Source organism: Indolivaga alginatilytica, from assembly GCF_003201355.1.
GTDB classification, from domain to species: domain Bacteria; phylum Bacteroidota; class Bacteroidia; order Bacteroidales; family Dysgonomonadaceae; genus Dysgonomonas_A; species Dysgonomonas_A alginatilytica.
Genome location: NZ_QICL01000001.1, coordinates 1 through 18,656 on the forward strand (window position 1 = coordinate 1; position 18,656 = coordinate 18,656).

Sequence of the window (18,656 nt, forward strand, 5' to 3'; positions counted from 1 at the left end):
TAGCTGATGGCATTATCATAGCCCCATTGTATTTGCTCTTTAGTAATAGATGGTAAGGTTTTGCTTGCCTCTACGATTTGTTGTTGGAATTTATTCTTTGGTTTCATATTGCTGCCATTTTAAAAGTCAAATAGACTTGGTTGGTTATTTATTTCTACTCGTTTGGCTTTCTTCTTGGGTTGCATCGCTCGGTTATAGGCTTCGTTATGTGCTTTTTGGATAGCTTCTTTACGTACTTCTTCTTTTTCTTCTTCGGTCAAAACTACTGTGTGATTAACCACAACGCCACAATTTACAGGTTTGCCCACTTCGATATTATCTTCATCGTAATAATGCACTGCCAACGAATATATTTCTTCGTCTGTGAAACCGTTGCAACCGCTTTTTTGAACAGCATTCAAAATATAGGTGATGCAATCTTCGATGTTCTTGTTCTCTTTTGTATATACCCATTCAAATTGTGTATCGCTTGCTACTCGTTCTTCTAAATAGGCTTTTATAGTATTCTTGAAATGATCGGTTGATTTCATAGTTGGAAGTTTTAAAAGATTAATACCAGAATCAGGGAGAGAATTGTCATCAGTACCATGACTGAGAGTATTGAAAAGAATATGCTGACTGACAGGCGAATGATTTTAAGCACACTGCGAAGAAGTATATACACTCCAATTACACAGATTGCCGATGCACCGATTTTGTAGAAAAACCACGCACACAACGCTAATAGAGCCACTCTCAGACACAATTTTATGTTAATTCCGGCAGGAGCGTCATTTTGTTTCATTCTTTCTTTTTCGTTTCTCATAATCATGACTTTTTTTTCTTCTGCGGCATCCGACAGGTCGGTCATTTTTGTTTCATAGAGCAACAAGAGGTATTGTGATTTTTGACAGGGATATTTTTTTGAGATAAATACGCTCGCCCAAAGGGAAAGAGGAAGATTTTCACGAAAAATGCGAAGCGGAATATCTATGACAAAAACACCATCATACCTTTGCTCTATGGACAAATGACCGACTTTGGATAAAGGAAGAATTGAGGAATGATTATAGGAGAAATGAAAAAGAAATGCAATAATCAATCATTTCAAAATATATGGTTTAGACCATATCAATAAGAAGGAGATGAGTTTTTTAAATCAAGGGTACACGAGGTACGCTTGGTTCAAAATCCGAGACTGTCTTTGAAGAGGATAGTTGTGTGATGCAGCAGGAATATTCAGTAATAGTGTATATTTCCGCTGTAAATTACAGAACAAACGAAAAAGAGGGTCGCAGGATTCTTATTACAATAATAGGGACTAGATGAAGAAATGAAGTTTTGCTAAATGGATGATATGTATTAGATTTGTAGAGTGTTCATCTGTTTGGATACAGATAAACCTGAATAGTAAAAAGGGTTCAACTTCTTAGGATATGAAAACAGAACAGACCAAAGCCGATCGTATTGTCAAAACCATAGGCATGGTACAGAATAGCGAGAAATTCTATAACTGAAAACAATAACTATAATTGTATATTAAATTAAGTAAAGTTTTTAATGCAAGAAAAGGAGCATTTCTATAAGTTTGGTTTCATAAAACGTAAAATTGATAATTATTTGAAGATATCATTATGGGATTAACAATACATTATAGTGGTCGAATCAAGACACCTGAATCATTATATTCACTGATTGAGGAGGTTAAAGACATTTCTAATATTTATGGTTGGAAATATCGTATCCATGAGAGTAAATTTCCTAATGATACTTTTGATGAGAATATTTCTTACGAGGCTATATATGGTATCACTTTCACTCCTCCTGAAAGTGAAAGCATATCATTGACTTTTCTATCCAATGGGCAAATAGTTTGTCCCTCCCGAGTATACTTCTTCAAGGACTCTAAAAATGAGTCAGAAAAAGCATCCGTTTTCATAGTTTCTACAAAGACTCAATATGCTGGAGTTATAGTCCACCAATTGGTAATTCATCTTCTCAAATATCTAGATGAAAATTATTTGCAAGATTTTAAAGTTAGAGATGAAAGTCATTATTGGGAAACAGGTGATGAGAGTTTGATGAAATATCAATTCAAAGAATACGACAAATTGTTAGATAATTTCGTATTATCTCTCCAAACTTTTCCTATGGAACCGGGAGAATCCTTTGAAATGTATTTTGATCGCCTGATAAAACATTTAAATAAAATCAAGGGAAAATAATAGAACTATAGCTATGCGTTCAGTGAGGTCGACTAAGAATAGAAAACCATTGAATAAAACCCTCAATTTCATTTTTATGCCAAATTAGAAATATTGTCTCCATGAATAATCATATCCGCATTAGGCAGGCTCAACAATCCATGTGTGTCTGAAATGAATAACTATTTTCATATATGATTAAAAAATTGACCTATCGATATTTTTCAACACATCATCTTCTGCTTCAATGAATGGATCATACCAGTCTATTTTACTTTTAGCCCAAGCAACCCACTCCAAGCTTTCTTTAGTCCATAGATTATGTTTTTCTATATTAACCAGATACTCGTCTATATATGATCGAAGTATCTTAGTTTTATGTAATCGATCTGCTAAAGAAAATAACTCTTTAAATTTCTTCAATTCTTCTTTTTTTCTGGCTTCATATTCTTTTTCGACTAACCTTTCTTGATCGGCTATAGCCTGTTTTGCATCTTGGGCCATGCGTTCTAATTTATCATTCTCCCCTTTAACCTCTAGAAAAGCAATTATATGTCCCAATCTTTCTTCAATAAGAGTCTCTGTTGAATCAATCCATTCTTTATATACAGAAAACATCCCATATCTAAAGCTTAATTTCCCATTATATACTAAATTATGCCTGGTCCAAGAAGCATCATTAGATATTTGTTGATCGGATTTTTCAATTAAACTTATGGTACACCAGTATCTTGTGTTACTTTCATAATAAAAGTATGTTTCTCCATTTTTATGCATTACCTTATGTCCTCTTATTTCTACAGCTTTAATAAAAGTATCCATTATACTCAGAGCTCTTGACTCTAATGGTTTGGAAGTTCTTATTGCTAAAAAATCACCAAAGGAAGATATCCTATATTCAGGTTGTTTGAACTTCTGAATAGAAGGGATAGGGTTTTTTACTGTTTGTGGTACTTTCAGATTTATTCTTTTATCCTTTAATACTTCCTTTTCTTTTTGCCTAATTTTGGCTCTAGTAGAAATATCTTCATCATTAAATGATTCTAGATTGTTAAAGTCAACTTCAATTATTTTCCCTGAAAAATCGGGCAGAGGAGTCTGTATCACTTGTTTGCCAAATTTAATTTTTGTCCAATAATCATTTTTAGGTTGAGGAATAGCCAATTTTTCACAAATTCGCTTTAAATCAATTGTTGTAATATTGAATCTGATCGATAGTTTGGATGCAGTTTCTTTCCATACCAAGTTGTATAGCTCTTCTCTCCTGAATTTAGTCTGTTCCATGCTTTTATATTTTAATATTATGCGATAAAATAAAATAAAAAAGTTCAGTTGTCAAGTATTACTTAACAACTGAACTTGATATATAGGATTAATATAAGTGATTTATAGAAAGGCAATAGAAAATTAACGGTAGGTTGCAAAAAATATTAAGTCCATTATTCTATATCATCTTGTACATATCCGACACGCTTTCGAGGTTTGCTTTCTATTTTATTTTGCTTGTTTGCCAATTCCGAAAGAGCAATGTATATTTCATCAAAGGCATTTTGATTATCTTCACTCAAATCATTTATTGCCTTTAGATTTTCCTCGCTATATGTCTCCAGAGTCCTGAGATGTTTCCATAAGTTCTCTATTTCTTTGGAAATAGAGGAATAATCAGCTAAATACTTACGTGTAGCAACAAAAGCTCTCATAATAGAGATGTTTACTTCAATGGCAATTTCACTTCTAAGCACACTCGACAACATGGCTACACCAGATTCGGTAAAAACCATCGGGTTGACAGAGCTATGTTTCAGAGTTTTGGGTAACCGGTCACAATTTGTGACCAGTTCACTCCATTCATTATCAGTTAATTCGAACATGAAATCGGATGGAAAACGCAATACATTACGTTTTACGGCTTGCTTCAATACCTTTGTCTTTACATCATAGAGTTCAGCCAAATGAAAATCAACCATAACTCGTAAGCCCCGAACTTCGAATATCTTATTCTGTATTACTTGCAGTTCCATATCAATTCAACGTTTTAAGTGAATACTCGTCCATTTTAGTATTGAATATCACAATAACTTCATGCTCTTTCTTTCTCCGGCTATATTCGCAAAAGGCATTGAGTACCCATTCCCGAAAAACTTTGATATAAATCGATTGAATACGAAATGATAAAAAGATAATTACCTCTAGGTTATAATATACCCGTATGTACTCGCCACCATTTAAAGCTGAATATGTGTATTCTTTGGTTACTTCTCTTTCCCGCAGTAAATTATCCTTGAACATCCCTCTTAGATGTTTGTAGATTGTCGGGGTATAAACCCCGAACAATTCCGCTATTTCGTTTACTGTCATCCAAACTGTACCATCAACGAGTTTTACCTCGATGATGGGCTTATCAGTTTCTACATTTGAAAATTTGATATATCCTGTTTCCATAAGGCTTATTTATTAGTGTATTTTTTTCTTTTGTAGGTCTTAGCTAAACTATCCATGTCTGAACTTAGCTTTTGGTCAACTATCTTGGCATATATCTGCGTGGTTTTTATATCGGTATGTCCGAGCATTTTCGATACTGTTTCAATAGGTACACCGTTGGCGAGCGTAACCGTCGTTCCGAAAGTATGTCTTGCAATATGGCAGGTCACGCATTTATCTATACCACAGATAGTTGCGATTTCCTTCAGGTATTCATTCATCTTTTGATTGGAGCAGATAGGAAATAATTTACCATTGGTTTGTTGCCCTCTATACTTCTCCATAATCTCCCTCGGTATTTCCAACAGACGGATATTTGATGGTACACTGGTCTTTTGCCGTTGAATCATTATCCATTTGTGTCCGTCAAAAGCCGTTTTTACAGAATCTTCTGTCAGTCGTGCTACATCTATGTACGACAACCCGCTATAGCACATAAAAATAAACATATCCCTTACCAAGGTTAGTCTTTCCGTCAGGAACTCTTTTCTGTATATCACATCAATCTCTTCTTGGGAAAGTACCTCACGAACAACCTTAGTCGTACGGAATCTAAAACTGCCAAAAGGGTTTATCTTAATATCTGCTCCGGTGTCCTTAATGTAGTAAAAGACTGCCCTGAACCGCTGAATAAATTTCAGAGCCGTATTGTTGCTGCAACTGTGGGTATTTCTAAGGAATAGGAAAAACTTCTCCACAAAAATGGGAGTCAACTCAAATACGGGAATATCCGAAAGATTATACTCTGTCTTTAGGAATTCCTGCAAACGAAGTTTCGTCAGTTTATAGCGGTTGGCGGTAATCAATGAGGTGTCTTTACCTATTTTTAATACATAGAACTCATTGTATTCACCAAAATGCTCTAGGAGCATTTTCCTACGGTCGGTATCGATTCCTAAAATAATATTCTTTATTTTCTCGGGTAGGACGTAACCGTATTCGCTCAGGTGCTTGTGGTACAACTCATTTGCTTTTACACTGATAGCATCCAACAAACGGTTAGTGTTCATTGCTTCAACACTCCGTCCGAGTGCTTTCCCGTTCTTGGTATCCCAAAACTCGGGTTTGATTTGCAACTTGGAGCTGAATTGTACTTTTTCTCCATTTACTGTAATTCTGACCATGATCGAAGAATTACCGGATTTGTTCACTTCATTTTTTCTGAGGTAAAACAATACACGAAAAGTTGACTTCATAACATTCATAACACATCATTTTTTAGTGTTCAAAACTAGAATTAATTGTTAGAAGTCAGGGAGACAAACGACTGCCAATAATCGACAAATGAGAAGCTTACAATCTTAATCGTTACGGTTTTTGTCTTTGGCGAAATCCGTAACGAATCCGTAACGAATGACTGTCTGATATCGGCATTTAAATGACTGATTATGTCTGAGGGAGAGAATAAAAAAACTCCCTAAGAATCTATCTTAGAGAGTTTTGTCTTGTTTTGTCAGAAATAAGTCGCTTAGTTTCTGATCTTTCAGTGATCCGGCTAGGATTCGAACCTAGGACCCTCAGCTTAGAAGGCTGATGCTCTATCCAGCTGAGCTACCGGACCTCACCTTTTCGGTTTAGCGAGTGCAAAGATAGGTATTTTTATTAAAAAAGAAAATATAAAACGAAAAAATATTGATATTAAACAAAGAAATAATTTCACGAACTCTATAGTATGGTATAGATAAATTAATTAGATTAAAATAAATCATAATTATAAATTTTAGAAATATTCTTTCTTCTCAATATAGGCATAGAATATTAAGATTGAAATACAAAATTTTAACATCTGGCTTTATTTCTGATGATTAAATAATATACATCTGTTTGATCAGACATAAATAGCTGACCATACTTTCAGATCATATTATTTACCTGTTGTCTAATCGTCGCTATTTAAAAGGCTTGTTATTTTCTTAATCAATTATATTCTGGGCAATTAGAAAATCAATAATAGCCTTACTTAATTTCGATTTATCCTCATCCTTGAATTTGCCGTGCCCTCCATCTTTAACAGTCATAAACTCGATTTTCACACCATTCTTTTTCAATACATTATACAACTCTACAGACTGAGAATAAGGAACAATAGGATCGGCATCGCCATGAACAATAAAAGTTGGAGGAGTTTTTTTGTTGATATAAGTAACGGGCGAAACCGACTTCATAAACTCAATATTTCCGGATTCATCACCTAACCATCTTACTGCTGATTTATAAGCTTTATCTCCTGTTGAAAACGGAACCATATCAGCAATACCATATTTATTGATAACAGCTGCTACTTTAATGTTTTTCAAATTACCCCTGTCTGTATCAAAAATCGGATTATCAGCAATATAACCTCCACAAAGAGCTAAATGTCCTCCGGCTGATCCGCCCATTATTACTATCTTATCGGTATCTATATTTAATATTTTTGCATTCTTTATCAAATAGATTAACACCGATCTTACATCTTCAATAGCGGCAGGAGCAGGAGCTACATCCACCAAACGGTAACCTATGTTTGCCACAGCCATTCCCTTTTTGAAGAATGAGGTAAAACCTGTTTGTTGGTCTTTGCTTCCGTGATTCCATCCTCCACCATGAATATTGATTATAACAGGAGTCGGTTTTCCGAGGTTAGGAGGCAGGTACAAATCCATCTTACCCTCCCACCCTTCTACTGTTTTATATACTACATCTGTTTTTGCGGTATAATTTTCGGGCATCGATACACCGTATTGGGTATCGATATATTTGACTTTCTGAGCAGAAAGAGAGAATGTAAAACAGACGAAAGTTAATAATAGAAATAAATTTTTCATAACTATAAGGTTTTAAAATTTACAGACCTGTTTTTGGCTAGTTTGCCTGATAAGCAGAATTAGTATACAATATGGATACAAATGTTACAAAGTATACAAATAAGGTAACAAAATACACTCTTTACTTGGTACAAGTGTCACTTTTCAGAGAACTCATTATCAATAACTAACCTCATAAAAAGTAACAAAAGTGACAAAAGTAACACCTTTCAGACTGTTCTTATTTTCTGCTTTATTCAATGAGGTTGTTACTTCCGAAGTATAGATAAATTATACACCGTTTTATCTATGTAGTATTCTTGCACTCTCTGCAAAAAATAATTCCACCAACCCTATATGGCATTGGTGGAATTAAAATATTAGTTACGAGAAGAATATACCACCGTTGATGTCGATGTTCGTTCCTGTAATATAATCCGAATCATCCGCTGCAAGGAATGCAACAAGATCGGCAACATCGCCTGCATCACCTTCGCGGCGAAGAGGATATACGCTTTTCATTTTCTCTCTGTTTTCGGGAGTATTGAATCTGTCATGGAAAGAAGTTGCAATAGTTCCCGGAGCCAACGCATTCACACGAATACCTTTTGGACCAAGTTCCTTTGCCATAGAGCGGGTAAATGTCATAACCGCAGCTTTTGCCGTAGCATACATAGAAGCACCGGGACCTCCGCCATCGCGAGCCGCCAAAGACGAGAAGTTAATAATAGAACCGCCTTCTGTAATATAAGGAACCGCCTCACGGGTACACAACCAACAGCTACGCATGTTTACGTCCATCAGGAAGTCATACCAAGCTTCGTCCTGTTCCGTAATTTGCTTACGTCCCACTAAACCGCCTACCACATTCACCAGAATATCGAGTTTGCTGCCAAAAGCTTCCTTACCTGCATCAAACAATTTTTTCACGTCAGTAGCTTTTGTCATATCACCTTGTACAATGATACACTCTCCACCAACTGTTTCGATAAGAGATTTAGTTTCTTCGGCTTCTTCTATTTTATCGAAGTAGTTTACCACCACTTTTGCTCCTTCTTTAGCCAATTTCAAAGAGATTTCACGTCCTAAATCTCTTGCACCACCTGTAACAACAGCTACTTTTCCTTTTAATTTCATTGCTTTAATTTTTTTTTATGATTAAAAAAATGTTTATTTTATTTGTTCAATTTTTCCGATAGTCAGAAAAATAGAGAGTAAAGAAAGAGGCACTAATGCAGCCAATAAACCGAATAATAGCGGCCAGCTTTCGATCTGTCCCGAAAATAGAATTGCCAGAATCGTACCCAATACGGCAGATGCCCCACCTAAGCCTGCTAATGATCCTACTGATTTACCCGAATGTAAATCGCTCGGGATTGTTTGAATATTAGTCATTGTGAATTGGAAGCCTCCCAAAACCAAAGCCATCAATACGACTGCCACCACTGCATTTGTAGCCATCACCGAAGCAATAACAGAAGGCACTATTATTACTCCTCCGATAAGCATAGCTATCTTTCGGGAATAATTAACCGTTTTTCCTCTTCTGATAAGAAATCCTGAGAACCAACCGCCCGATAAACTGCCAACCATAGCACCTACATAGGGTATCCAAGCCGAAAAGGCAAGTTCTTTGATATTCAGCCCGAACTGATCTACCAGATACATAGGCAGGAATGTGACAAACATCCACCAGATAGGATCGAGAAAGAATCGTCCTAAAATCACCGAGTAGTTTTTCTTATTAGCTAATAATTCTCCCCACGATTTACCTTTATCGTCGGCAGGTTTCATATTGGCTTCGGGTTGTCCGCTTAATATATATTCCCTTTCCTCTTCTGTAATCCAAGGATGTTCTTTAGGTCCTTTCTTGTTGATGATAAGCCAAGGGATAAGCCATAGAATACCCAGTCCCCCAACTACAATGAATGTAGTTTTCCAGCCTAAAGAAATGTATAGCATCAGTATGACGATAGGTGCAAGAATAGATCCTATAGAGGCTGCCGCACCAAATAATCCCTGAGCAAAAGCACGTTCTTTCTGCGGAAACCATTCGGCATTACTCTTGGTTGTACCCGGCCATGGACCAGCTTCACCCAATCCAAGCATCATACGGAAAGCCGTCAACGATATTTTCCCTTGGGCAAGCGATGTAAGAGCATCAGCCGTCCCCCAAAGGAGAACCGAGATAGCAAACCCTTTTCTTGTTCCGATTTTATCATACAATTTTCCTGAAAACAGCTGGCTTATACCATAAGCAATCATAAAGAAAATAGTGATAGTACCCAGTATCTCTTTGGCTTGTTTTGTCGATTCTTCGGGTGACGAATTTACGTCTACCATACCCAGATCGTATGCAATACCTTCTCTGTTTACAACTATCTTCCCATCGTTCTTGAATGCAACATTCTCCGCATTTTGTATAATCTCATTTCCATTTTTGGCTACAAGCTTATACGCGTTTTGTTCGGAAAGATACCGGGCTGTATTATCATCCAAAGCATCAGAAGCCTGATCTACCAAATGATATTCAATATTAGCAACCCACATATAATTGAGCGTACCACGATCAAGATAATTGATAATCGTTATCAACATAATCAGACCGATAATCCACCATCGCAATCCTTTTAATTTCATAAGATTGAGGTGTTAGATGGTTGCTATAAAATCTTCTCTTACAGGGCTGAATACATCAATAAGAATACCTGCTTCCAAACACACGCATCCGTGTATAATATCAGGCTCGGTATAGAATCCGTCTCCGGCTTGCAATACCTTTGTCTCGGTGCCGATTGTCATTTCGAATTTACCCGAAACCACATAAGTTGTTTGTGCATGAAAATGTTCGTGCTGATAGCCGATAGCTCCTTTTTCGAACATTACTTTCACCATCATTATCGTATCGTCATAACCCACAAATTGACGGGTTATACCTTCTCCTGCGACATACACTTTCTCTTCCGTTCCAATAAAGAACGGCGCACTTTTTATCTTTTTCATATCTTTAATATTTAGGATTAAAGGTCTTAGACCTCATTTGTTTATTTGATATGGGCAATCCCTCCGGCTACCCACAGGTGGAGTGGACTATCTATTGCTGTTTTTTTATTACACAAGTTTTATTTCTTGTATCTACTTTAATTATATCACCGTTTATTTTCTGAATTTCGATTTGGGTTTTATCAACATCAGTAAAACGGATATCTTTTATATAAGAAGCCGAACTGCTTGTTTTTTCAGCATCTGCATTAAAATTGCCATGGGGCTCAATTATCGTCAGAAAGGTTCTGTCTTTCGATCTATCTCTGAGCATAAACGAAGGCTCATTTCTTAAGTTGAAACTAGGGTCGTTAGCTCCGATTCGGTTTAGAAATAACGATGTTTCGGGATTCGTTGAAGTTGTTATTGTATAAAACCGTGAATCGTTAAGAAAGGTCATACTTGCAGAACTTTTCTTACTTTTCCCCAAAGCTTCTTTCCATAGATATTGGTATCCCTCTTTTGTTCCTAACGGCTCTCTAGAAGTAGTAAATGCATCATACTCGTAATCGGTTGACATCAATTGTCCTGCAAAATAATAGGAAAGATCGTATTGATGTTCGGTCATTGATTTTACTTTGAAAACATCAACAATCAAAGGATTTTTTGCACCTTCGGGTTTCACCATAATCAAATTACGCTCCATCTTTACCCCCTCATAAGCATTCTCTTCCGTAGCTGAAACCTCCTTGTAATTTTCTTTGTCAACAAATCCTGTTATCGTGGGTGCATATTTTTCAGCCACTTTCAGCTTACCGTCATAGTGAGAAGTTTCATTTACTGTCAACGTATTGTGTGCAATAGTTTGTTTTGCCCAAGCATCGTTTTCGGGCAGATAATGACCTCCGTTTTTGGCTTCTATATTTACATAACGAGCCGCACCATAATCTTTCAGTATTTCATTTCCATTGTCATATAATGAAATAGTCAGCTTATCGAAATGTCCGTGTCCCATGCCCTGCGAAGTAGCTTTCATCAATACACAAGTCTGATTATCGCCATCCTCCATTCGCAATACACCGAGTCCACCTTGTGAACCATCGGCACCGTCTCGGATAAGAATTGTTTTTTGCTGAAATGGTTTAGCTTCTCCTTTCAACAGATCGTTGGCTACTGCTAAACCTGCCTCGGTAAGTATTACCCTGTTCTGGTCTGCAGCTATACTCAGTAATGTTTTATCTTTTGTGATATTGTAAATAATATCTGTGCCATAAACCAATTCGGTATTTCTCCATGTTTTGTATAGGGCATCATTCAATAGAAAGAATGCTCCGTTAGAATCTGCCATTTGCAATAATGTACCAACCGCTTTTTCTAAAATATGATCCCGATGTTCGAATATCTTTCGTTGCGGATCATTGTTTTGAATAGCCTGTGCATACACTATAAATGGTTGCATCGAATAACGCTGATAATAAGGCCCTTCAGTAAAATATCCGTCAGGAGAAAAAAGCTCATCCAATTGACGCATAAATCCGCCTTTTCCGTCTTTAGATAATCCATACAATGATTTTTCGACCAGATCGTTGTCATTCATCACATAACCGATCATACCTACGGCGGCTACCGCCCAAGTACCGTGATTATGGATTTTATTGAAAGTGGCTTTGTTATCTTCGGAGAAAAATTTCACCATCGGATAAAAAAGGTTTTTCTCTAAATATTCCCTGTCTTTGGGCGACAGATAATCATAAATACAATCGTATGCCTGAGATACATGCACCAACCACACACATTCATTAAGCCCCTGCCAGAAAAGTTTCCCTCGGTAGTTCGACATCTGAACGGGATGTAATGGCAATGCAGGATACATTTTAGCATACTCCATCAACATATTTTTCACAAATGCCGCATATTTATCATCCTGATACAATTGGTAAAGAATACCCATTTGCTGCATCTCTTCATAGTTCTTTTTGTGCCGCTCGTGCGTGTATCCGCCTCCTGCATCTTTGGGCATGGGCACAACAACAGGTTGTGCTAAAACCGCATCCATCTCCAGCTTTGTTTTCGTCAGCGTTTTGTTGAACAACGATTTACCTTCGATACCTTTGCGGATATCCTGCACACCGTTTTTAGTAAGCAGCAGGCAAGGATGATCTTTACTTCTCACTCCCATAGAAATGAGAAGTAAAGCAAATACAATCAAACTACTATATACCAATTTAAATTTCACAGTATTCTTTCTTTAAGGTTCTATTTTAGCTACTCAACTTTCTGTTGGCTCGCAAACTCCATAACCCCTGCCAAGTGTTGCCTCATTATTATCTCCGCAGCATCAGCATCCTGTTTTCGTATGTACTCAAACATCAATTCGTGCTCCAGTGCTGTTATCGAACTGTTTTGTCTGCGGCTATTGTCACAAATCCAAAACTTCCGGTAATTAGTCATCAAATCGGGGGTTATAATCAACATCATCGATTTTAAAACCTGATTTTTAGATGCAGTAGCTATCTGTCTGTGAAAATTAAGATCCTCTTCTACGGCAGGCTCCCCTGCTCTGATTTTCGCATCACACAGTCTTAACCGCATTTCTATCAGTTTCAAATCTTCCTCAGTACGTCTCTCGCAACATAATCTTATTGCGCTCACTTCCAGCAATAATCTGGTTTCGGCTAACGAATAGAAATCGTATGTTTCGATATGCAAGGCATCAGATATAAGACCCTCCAAAGCCGAAATATCCAGAGCAGCTACAAAAGTTCCACTTTGTGGCAGTGTTTTAAAAATCCCGTAGAATTCTAATTTCTTAATAGCTTCTCTAACATGCGATCTGCTTGCGCCAAACTGTTCTGCCAATTTTCGTTCCGAAAGCAATCTGTCCCCTGGCTTTAATTGACCTGTATTCAGCCAGCTTTTCAATTGCTCAATTATTAAGTCTACCGGTTTGTCTTTGTCAGAATCTGTTTCTACTTTTTCTATTTCCATAGCTTGTTTCAAATTATTCTACACATTAAAATTGATGTGTATTAGGTAATCAAAATATTTTTTTGGAAGACCAATTCTTTTACAGAAATTATATTTTCAATAATAGAATCTTAAAAATTCCGATTCAAAATTAACTAATTTCAGTCATAAATACTTATTTGTTACCTGTTAATACACATTTTACTCCATATGAAAAATCCAAAAGCTATAAATTGGATTACCAGATTGGTTTTCCAAAATTATATAATTATATTTGATAAGTAACAACATCACGCACCAATTAGATACATGCTTTATAACATAAACACATTAATACACTTACAATCAAATACATACATCATACCACTGTCTTTTTTTTAAATAAAACGCTTGTGGGTTTATAAAATATTCGCTTATTTGCAGTGCTATAAATTGGTAGACCAATATTGACCTAAAAATTATTCTGTTTAAAAGTTAGACGTTTCATTAAAATTATTACCATGAAAAATACCTGGTCTTTTTTACTTATCCCAAAGATCTTCATGCTGCTGACATTAGGTTTATTATGCCTTAGTGCACAGAATATTGCAGCACAATCTTCGAAAGGGAGTATCTCTGGAACCGTTATCGATTCCAATAAAGATCCTCTTATAGGTGTTGCCATTCATGTATTGGGCACATCTAAAGGAACAATTACCGATCTTGACGGAAATTATACGATTGAAATAGATAACCCTAAATCTATACTAAGATTCTCCTATACAGGATTTGTCTCCAGAGAAATCCCTGTAGAAAATAACCGAAAAATAGATGTAACCTTATCCGAAGACTTACAACAGCTTGATGAAGTAGTTGTGGTTGGGTATGGTATACAAAGAAAATCACACCTGACGGGTTCGATAACCAAAGTGAAAACCGATGGACTCGAAGACATTCCCGCGTCCCGCGTCGATCAGGCTTTACAGGGAAGAATCGCCGGAGTACAAATACAGAATGTAACATCCGAAGTAGGCGAAGCCCCCAAAGTAAAGGTAAGAGGCATGGGATCGATCAGTGCGGGGGCAGAACCTTTGATTATTGTGGACGGGTTTCCTGTTGCCGAAGGGTTGGGAGTTGTTAATATGAATGACGTTGAAAGTATCGAAGTACTTAAAGATGCCGCTTCGGCCGCTATTTACGGATCACGTGCTGCAAACGGAGTTATTATGATCACCACTAAACAAGGTACGATAAATAAACCGAAGTACACTTTAAGAACTTTATGGGGAACAAAAAGTGCCTATAAAGTACATCCCATAATGACCTCTAAAGAGTATGTGGATATGCGTACCAATGAAGAACGGCTCAAAGGTTCGAAGCAACTACCCGATGCAGAATTAGCTTTTTTAGCAATCGAAAACAATACCGATTGGCAAGACGAAGGGCTTAGATCGGCTAATATTTACAACATACAGTTGGGGATATCAGGAGGTAGCAAAGACGTTAAATATTATATATCGGGATCGCATATCAAAGATCAGGGCATAATGATCAAAAACGAATACGAAAAAACGAACATAAGGGTTAAAGTGGATGCTAATCTTTCGAAAAGAGTTGTCTTGGGAGTGAATATCGCTCCTACATATGCAAACAGACAACGACCTACTACTAATTTTATCGATTTCTACCGTACCCCCTCATGGATGCCTGTAAAACATACTGCTCAAACAGCAGCCCTTACAGGGTACGAAGAAGGAAGCTATGCCAACGGAGCTCATTTCAATAATAAAAATTATACAGTTACCGATCCGATAACGGGAGAAGAGCGTACCATAAAAGCTTCACCCTTTAATACGGCAAACCACAATCCGAGAATGATTCTCGACAACGAAAGCAGCTTCCAGAAAGATTACCGCCTGCAATCGTCTGCATACTTAAACATTAATCTGATGAAGGGGCTGGACTTTAAAACATCCAACGGGTTTGATATCGTATACAATGATATTGATATATACAGAAACAAGGCTTCCCGCAAAGATGGTGAGACAAATAGAGGATTGTATCAGAATAATCTTCTGATAGACCTTATCACGGAGAATACATTGACTTATGCAACCAAAATAAACAAATCGCACGATATCAACATATTACTGGGAGCATCGGCACAAAAAACAACCCAAAAGCAAGCCGGAATATTGGGTATAAACTTTTCTACCGACCGAATCCAAACGTTGAATGCAGCCGGCTCTATCGTTCAATCCGAGACAACAAGCTCGGGAATAAATCAATATACCGGAACATGGAGGCAGGAACATGCGTTAGTTTCTTATTTCAGCCGTTTTACATACGCATATGAAGACCGCTATCTGATGTCGGCAAGTATACGTACGGATGGAAGTTCGAAATTCGGTAAAGACAACCAATGGGGATGGTTCCCGTCCATTTCTTTGGGTTGGAGACCTTCCGAAGAAGCCTTTATCAAAAACAATCCCGACTTCGCATGGCTTAATCAATTGAAAGTGAGAACCAGCTACGGTGTTACCGGAACAAACTCAATCCCAAATTACGCCAATACCGACAAATTACAATCGGCTAATTATATTTGGGGTACCGGCAATGGAACTGTAGGTGCAGGTTTAGCAAATAATTCGCTCATTTTGGGTAATTCGAAACTGAGATGGGAACAAACCAACGAATATAATGCGGGATTGGACTTATCGGTATTCAATAGCAGAATAGGACTTAACCTCGATTTATATTATTCGACAACTAAAAGCTTATTGTTCGCAAAGAATATAAATTCCATCTCGGGATATCTGAGAGGATGGAGTAACGAAGGAAAACTAAGAAACAAAGGTATCGAAATTGAAATGACAACATTTAATGTTCAGAATAAAGATTTCACATGGAATACTTCGTTGAACTTCTCGAAAAACGATAACAAGCTTTTAGATTTGGGAGGTTCGCCTCAACTTATTTTTCAAGGAGAAAGAAATGAAATGTATATTTCACGTATAGGAGGCCCAACCATTCAGTTCTATGGCTTTAAAACTATCGGAGTTTGGAAAAGTCAGGAGGAGATAGACAGTAATCCACATCACCTTACCGATGCACCGGGAGGACTAAGAGTCCAAAACACCAATGGAGACAATGTTATCGACGACAATGATATGGTTCCTCTGGGAAATCCATTTCCCGACTTCTCATGGGGTATAAACAACAACTTAAAGTATAAAGACATAGACCTTTCGTTTTTGGTACAAGGTGCACAGGGGGTCGATGTATGGAACGGAGACGAATACTACAACGAAACCCGCAAGTGGAACCGAAATTATGTTACTAACCGCTGGGTAAATGCAGACAATCCCGGAGACGGTAAAACACCTTACTTCAACAATGGAATAGACCATTTCCTTACCGACCACGCTATTCAGGACGGTTCATATATTGCTTTGAGAGATATCACTATCGGGTATACATTACCGAAGAAGTTTGTCAAAAAAGCAATGTTATCGAGAATGAGAGTATTCACATCTATCCAAAATCTGGGATATTGGTTTACGGGAGACTATAAAGGAATAAATCCCGAAGCACGCTTAACATCGAGCCCATATGACAGCCCACTGATTTCGGGTTATCAACGAGGAGCATTCCCGCTGCAAAGAACATTCAGTTTCGGTATCGATATTAATTTTTAAAATCCAAACTCATGAAAAATATTCTGAAATATATATTCATATTCTGCCTTGTTTTCGCAACAGGCAGCTGTAACGATATTCTGGATACAAATCCTATTGATGAAATCGGTGCAGGCGATTTCTATAAAAATACGGAAGATATAAATCAATCTGTAACAGCCTGTTACAACGGTATGCAGATAACTCTTAAAAATGAATGGTATCTGACCGAATTACGTTCGGACAATACACGCAGCTATGCCAATAATTCAACGGCTGTTACCAGTAAAAACGTCTATGCAATGGATATGTTCCGTGTAGAAACCACCCATCCTCTCAATAAAGAGTATTGGGAATCTGTTTATCACAATATTGCCAACTGCAATACGGTGCTTAAATATCTTGATGTAGTTTCCGATGCTACAACAAAAGATCAGTTTGAAGGAGAAGCCCTTTTTATCCGAGCTTATCACTACTTTAATTTAGTGCGACTGTATGGCCCTCTGTTTAAGGTTACAGAGAGAATCACTATCGATGAAGCCAATAAAAGTGAAAGAAGTTCTGTTGAAGATATATATGCTTTGATCGAAAACGATTTAAAAACGGCTGTAAGCAAACTACCGGCAGGTTATCCCGACCTTCAAAAAGGGCGTGTTGATATTTGGGGAGCCAAAGCATTACTTGCCAAAGTATATTTAACCCTCAGCCGTTTTGATGAAGCTAAAGTGTTATTGGCTGAGGTGAAGGACAATAATAAAGGATACGGGCTCCTACCCTCGTATAAAGATATATTCAGCATTTCAAATGAAATGAATAAGGAAATACTTTTTACGGTAAGGTATAAAGCCGGCGGTTTAGGATTAGGTTCGCCATTTGCCAGCTCCTTTGCTCCTGCCAATAGTTTCGACTTTGTAATTACAGCAGGCGGCGATGGAAATAACTGCCCGACCGAAAGTTTACTAAACTCGTACGAAGCAAACGATTCAAGAAAGGATGTAACATTGGCTGCGACATGGGATAATGTGGGAAGTACGGTATATATTGCTTACCCTAAAAAATACCTGTCGCAGGTTGCAACCAAGTACGATGCAGAAAACGATTGGCCTATCCTTCGTTTTGCCGATGTTCTTTTGATGTTAGGAGAAGTTGAGAATGAATTAACGGGACCTTCTGCCGGACTTCCTTATCTTAATCAAATCAGAAACCGTGCAGGATTACCTTCATTAACAACGACTGAAATCCCAAACAAACTATCGTTCAGAAATGCAATGGAGAAAGAAAGACGCGTGGAATTTGCTCTTGAAAACCAACGCTTCTTTGATCTTCAAAGAACCAATAAATTAGTTTCGGTGATGGAGAATCATTTCGAAACCGAAGAGTTCAGAAATGCCAATTCAGGAGCAATTATTGCTTATTATACCAATCCGTCGAACGAGTCGTATTTACCGGATAGAAAACTACACTCTTGGCAATTGCTGTTACCTATTCCGTTTAGCGTAATATCTGTTGCTACTAATGCAAGTCAAAATCCCGGATATTAATCCTGCAGAATATTTATCGTTGCATTTTGCAGGTATAACAACTTACAAATTATACCTGCA

15 protein-coding genes and 1 tRNA gene are annotated in these 18,656 nt (G+C 37.3%); 3 read left to right on the forward strand and 13 right to left on the reverse strand.

Features of this window, described 5'->3' with window-relative positions:
- Positions 1-119 precede the first annotated feature (119 nt).
- Complete coding sequence (locus tag CLV62_RS00005; protein ID WP_110308733.1) at positions 120-530, reverse strand: PcfK-like family protein; 411 nt, start codon at positions 528-530, stop codon at positions 120-122.
- An 11-nt stretch (positions 531-541) separates the two neighbouring features.
- A complete protein-coding gene (locus tag CLV62_RS21445) occupies positions 542-1,081 on the reverse strand; it encodes a hypothetical protein (RefSeq protein ID WP_146212650.1) in 540 nt (179 codons plus the stop codon).
- A gap of 532 nt (positions 1,082-1,613) precedes the next feature.
- Between CLV62_RS21445 and CLV62_RS00015 the strand changes: the two genes are divergently transcribed.
- Complete coding sequence (locus CLV62_RS00015; protein WP_110308735.1) at positions 1,614-2,204, forward strand: hypothetical protein; 591 nt, start codon at positions 1,614-1,616, stop codon at positions 2,202-2,204.
- Positions 2,205-2,381: 177 nt separating this feature from the next.
- Here the strand turns inward: CLV62_RS00015 and CLV62_RS00020 are convergent, their stop codons facing one another.
- The 11 genes from CLV62_RS00020 to CLV62_RS00070 all read right to left on the reverse strand — a co-directional run bounded on the left by CLV62_RS00020 (position 2,382) and on the right by CLV62_RS00070 (position 13,420).
- Entirely contained in the window at positions 2,382-3,467 is a 1,086-nt protein-coding gene (locus CLV62_RS00020) for a hypothetical protein (RefSeq protein WP_110308736.1), read from the reverse strand.
- 155 nt (positions 3,468-3,622) lie between these two features.
- A complete protein-coding gene (locus CLV62_RS00025; RefSeq protein WP_110308737.1) occupies positions 3,623-4,204 on the reverse strand; it encodes an ORF6N domain-containing protein in 582 nt (193 codons plus the stop codon).
- 1 nt (position 4,205) lies between these two features.
- Entirely contained in the window at positions 4,206-4,625 is a 420-nt protein-coding gene (locus tag CLV62_RS00030; RefSeq protein ID WP_110308738.1) for a hypothetical protein, read from the reverse strand.
- A gap of 5 nt (positions 4,626-4,630) precedes the next feature.
- Positions 4,631-5,869 carry a site-specific integrase gene (locus tag CLV62_RS00035; RefSeq protein ID WP_110308739.1) on the reverse strand — a complete coding sequence of 413 codons (1,239 nt, stop codon included), beginning with the start codon at positions 5,867-5,869 and terminating at the stop codon, positions 4,631-4,633.
- A gap of 282 nt (positions 5,870-6,151) precedes the next feature.
- A tRNA-Arg gene (locus CLV62_RS00040) sits at positions 6,152-6,225 on the reverse strand.
- A 352-nt stretch (positions 6,226-6,577) separates the two neighbouring features.
- On the reverse strand, positions 6,578-7,471 hold the full coding sequence (locus CLV62_RS00045) for an alpha/beta hydrolase (protein WP_110308740.1): 894 nt from the start codon (positions 7,469-7,471) through the stop codon (positions 6,578-6,580).
- A 363-nt stretch (positions 7,472-7,834) separates the two neighbouring features.
- On the reverse strand, positions 7,835-8,587 hold the full coding sequence (locus tag CLV62_RS00050; protein WP_110308741.1) for an SDR family NAD(P)-dependent oxidoreductase: 753 nt from the start codon (positions 8,585-8,587) through the stop codon (positions 7,835-7,837).
- A gap of 33 nt (positions 8,588-8,620) precedes the next feature.
- Positions 8,621-10,090, reverse strand: a complete 1,470-nt coding sequence (locus CLV62_RS00055; protein WP_110308742.1) for an MFS transporter — start codon at positions 10,088-10,090, stop codon at positions 8,621-8,623.
- 12 nt (positions 10,091-10,102) lie between these two features.
- A complete protein-coding gene (locus CLV62_RS00060) occupies positions 10,103-10,453 on the reverse strand; it encodes a cupin domain-containing protein (protein WP_110308743.1) in 351 nt (116 codons plus the stop codon).
- 91 nt (positions 10,454-10,544) lie between these two features.
- Positions 10,545-12,668, reverse strand: coding sequence for an alginate lyase family protein (locus CLV62_RS00065; RefSeq protein WP_110308744.1), 2,124 nt, complete (start codon positions 12,666-12,668; stop codon positions 10,545-10,547).
- A gap of 29 nt (positions 12,669-12,697) precedes the next feature.
- Positions 12,698-13,420, reverse strand: coding sequence for a FadR/GntR family transcriptional regulator (locus CLV62_RS00070; RefSeq protein WP_110308745.1), 723 nt, complete (start codon positions 13,418-13,420; stop codon positions 12,698-12,700).
- 479 nt (positions 13,421-13,899) lie between these two features.
- On the opposite strand from CLV62_RS00070, the gene CLV62_RS00075 reads away from it, so the two are divergent.
- Positions 13,900-17,076 (forward strand): SusC/RagA family TonB-linked outer membrane protein, encoded by a 3,177-nt coding sequence (locus tag CLV62_RS00075; RefSeq protein WP_245903937.1) that lies wholly within the window; start codon positions 13,900-13,902, stop codon positions 17,074-17,076.
- 11 nt (positions 17,077-17,087) lie between these two features.
- Positions 17,088-18,596 (forward strand): RagB/SusD family nutrient uptake outer membrane protein, encoded by a 1,509-nt coding sequence (locus tag CLV62_RS00080; RefSeq protein WP_110308747.1) that lies wholly within the window; start codon positions 17,088-17,090, stop codon positions 18,594-18,596.
- The last annotated feature ends 60 nt before the right edge of the window (positions 18,597-18,656 follow it).

Bases quoted from the DNA above. Each gene is read 5' to 3' on its own strand.
- CLV62_RS00005 (WP_110308733.1), bottom strand. From the start codon at position 530: ATGAAATCAACCGATCATTTCAAGAATACTATAAAAGCCTATTTAGAA.
- CLV62_RS00015 (WP_110308735.1), top strand. From the start codon at position 1,614: ATGGGATTAACAATACATTATAGTGGTCGAATCAAGACACCTGAATCA.
- CLV62_RS00020 (WP_110308736.1), bottom strand. From the start codon at position 3,467: ATGGAACAGACTAAATTCAGGAGAGAAGAGCTATACAACTTGGTATGG.
- CLV62_RS00025 (WP_110308737.1), bottom strand. From the start codon at position 4,204: ATGGAACTGCAAGTAATACAGAATAAGATATTCGAAGTTCGGGGCTTA.
- CLV62_RS00030 (WP_110308738.1), bottom strand. From the start codon at position 4,625: ATGGAAACAGGATATATCAAATTTTCAAATGTAGAAACTGATAAGCCC.
- CLV62_RS00035 (WP_110308739.1), bottom strand. From the start codon at position 5,869: ATGAATGTTATGAAGTCAACTTTTCGTGTATTGTTTTACCTCAGAAAA.
- CLV62_RS00045 (WP_110308740.1), bottom strand. From the start codon at position 7,471: ATGAAAAATTTATTTCTATTATTAACTTTCGTCTGTTTTACATTCTCT.
- CLV62_RS00050 (WP_110308741.1), bottom strand. From the start codon at position 8,587: ATGAAATTAAAAGGAAAAGTAGCTGTTGTTACAGGTGGTGCAAGAGAT.
- CLV62_RS00055 (WP_110308742.1), bottom strand. From the start codon at position 10,090: ATGAAATTAAAAGGATTGCGATGGTGGATTATCGGTCTGATTATGTTG.
- CLV62_RS00060 (WP_110308743.1), bottom strand. From the start codon at position 10,453: ATGAAAAAGATAAAAAGTGCGCCGTTCTTTATTGGAACGGAAGAGAAA.
- CLV62_RS00070 (WP_110308745.1), bottom strand. From the start codon at position 13,420: ATGGAAATAGAAAAAGTAGAAACAGATTCTGACAAAGACAAACCGGTA.
- CLV62_RS00075 (WP_245903937.1), top strand. From the start codon at position 13,900: ATGAAAAATACCTGGTCTTTTTTACTTATCCCAAAGATCTTCATGCTG.
- CLV62_RS00080 (WP_110308747.1), top strand. From the start codon at position 17,088: ATGAAAAATATTCTGAAATATATATTCATATTCTGCCTTGTTTTCGCA.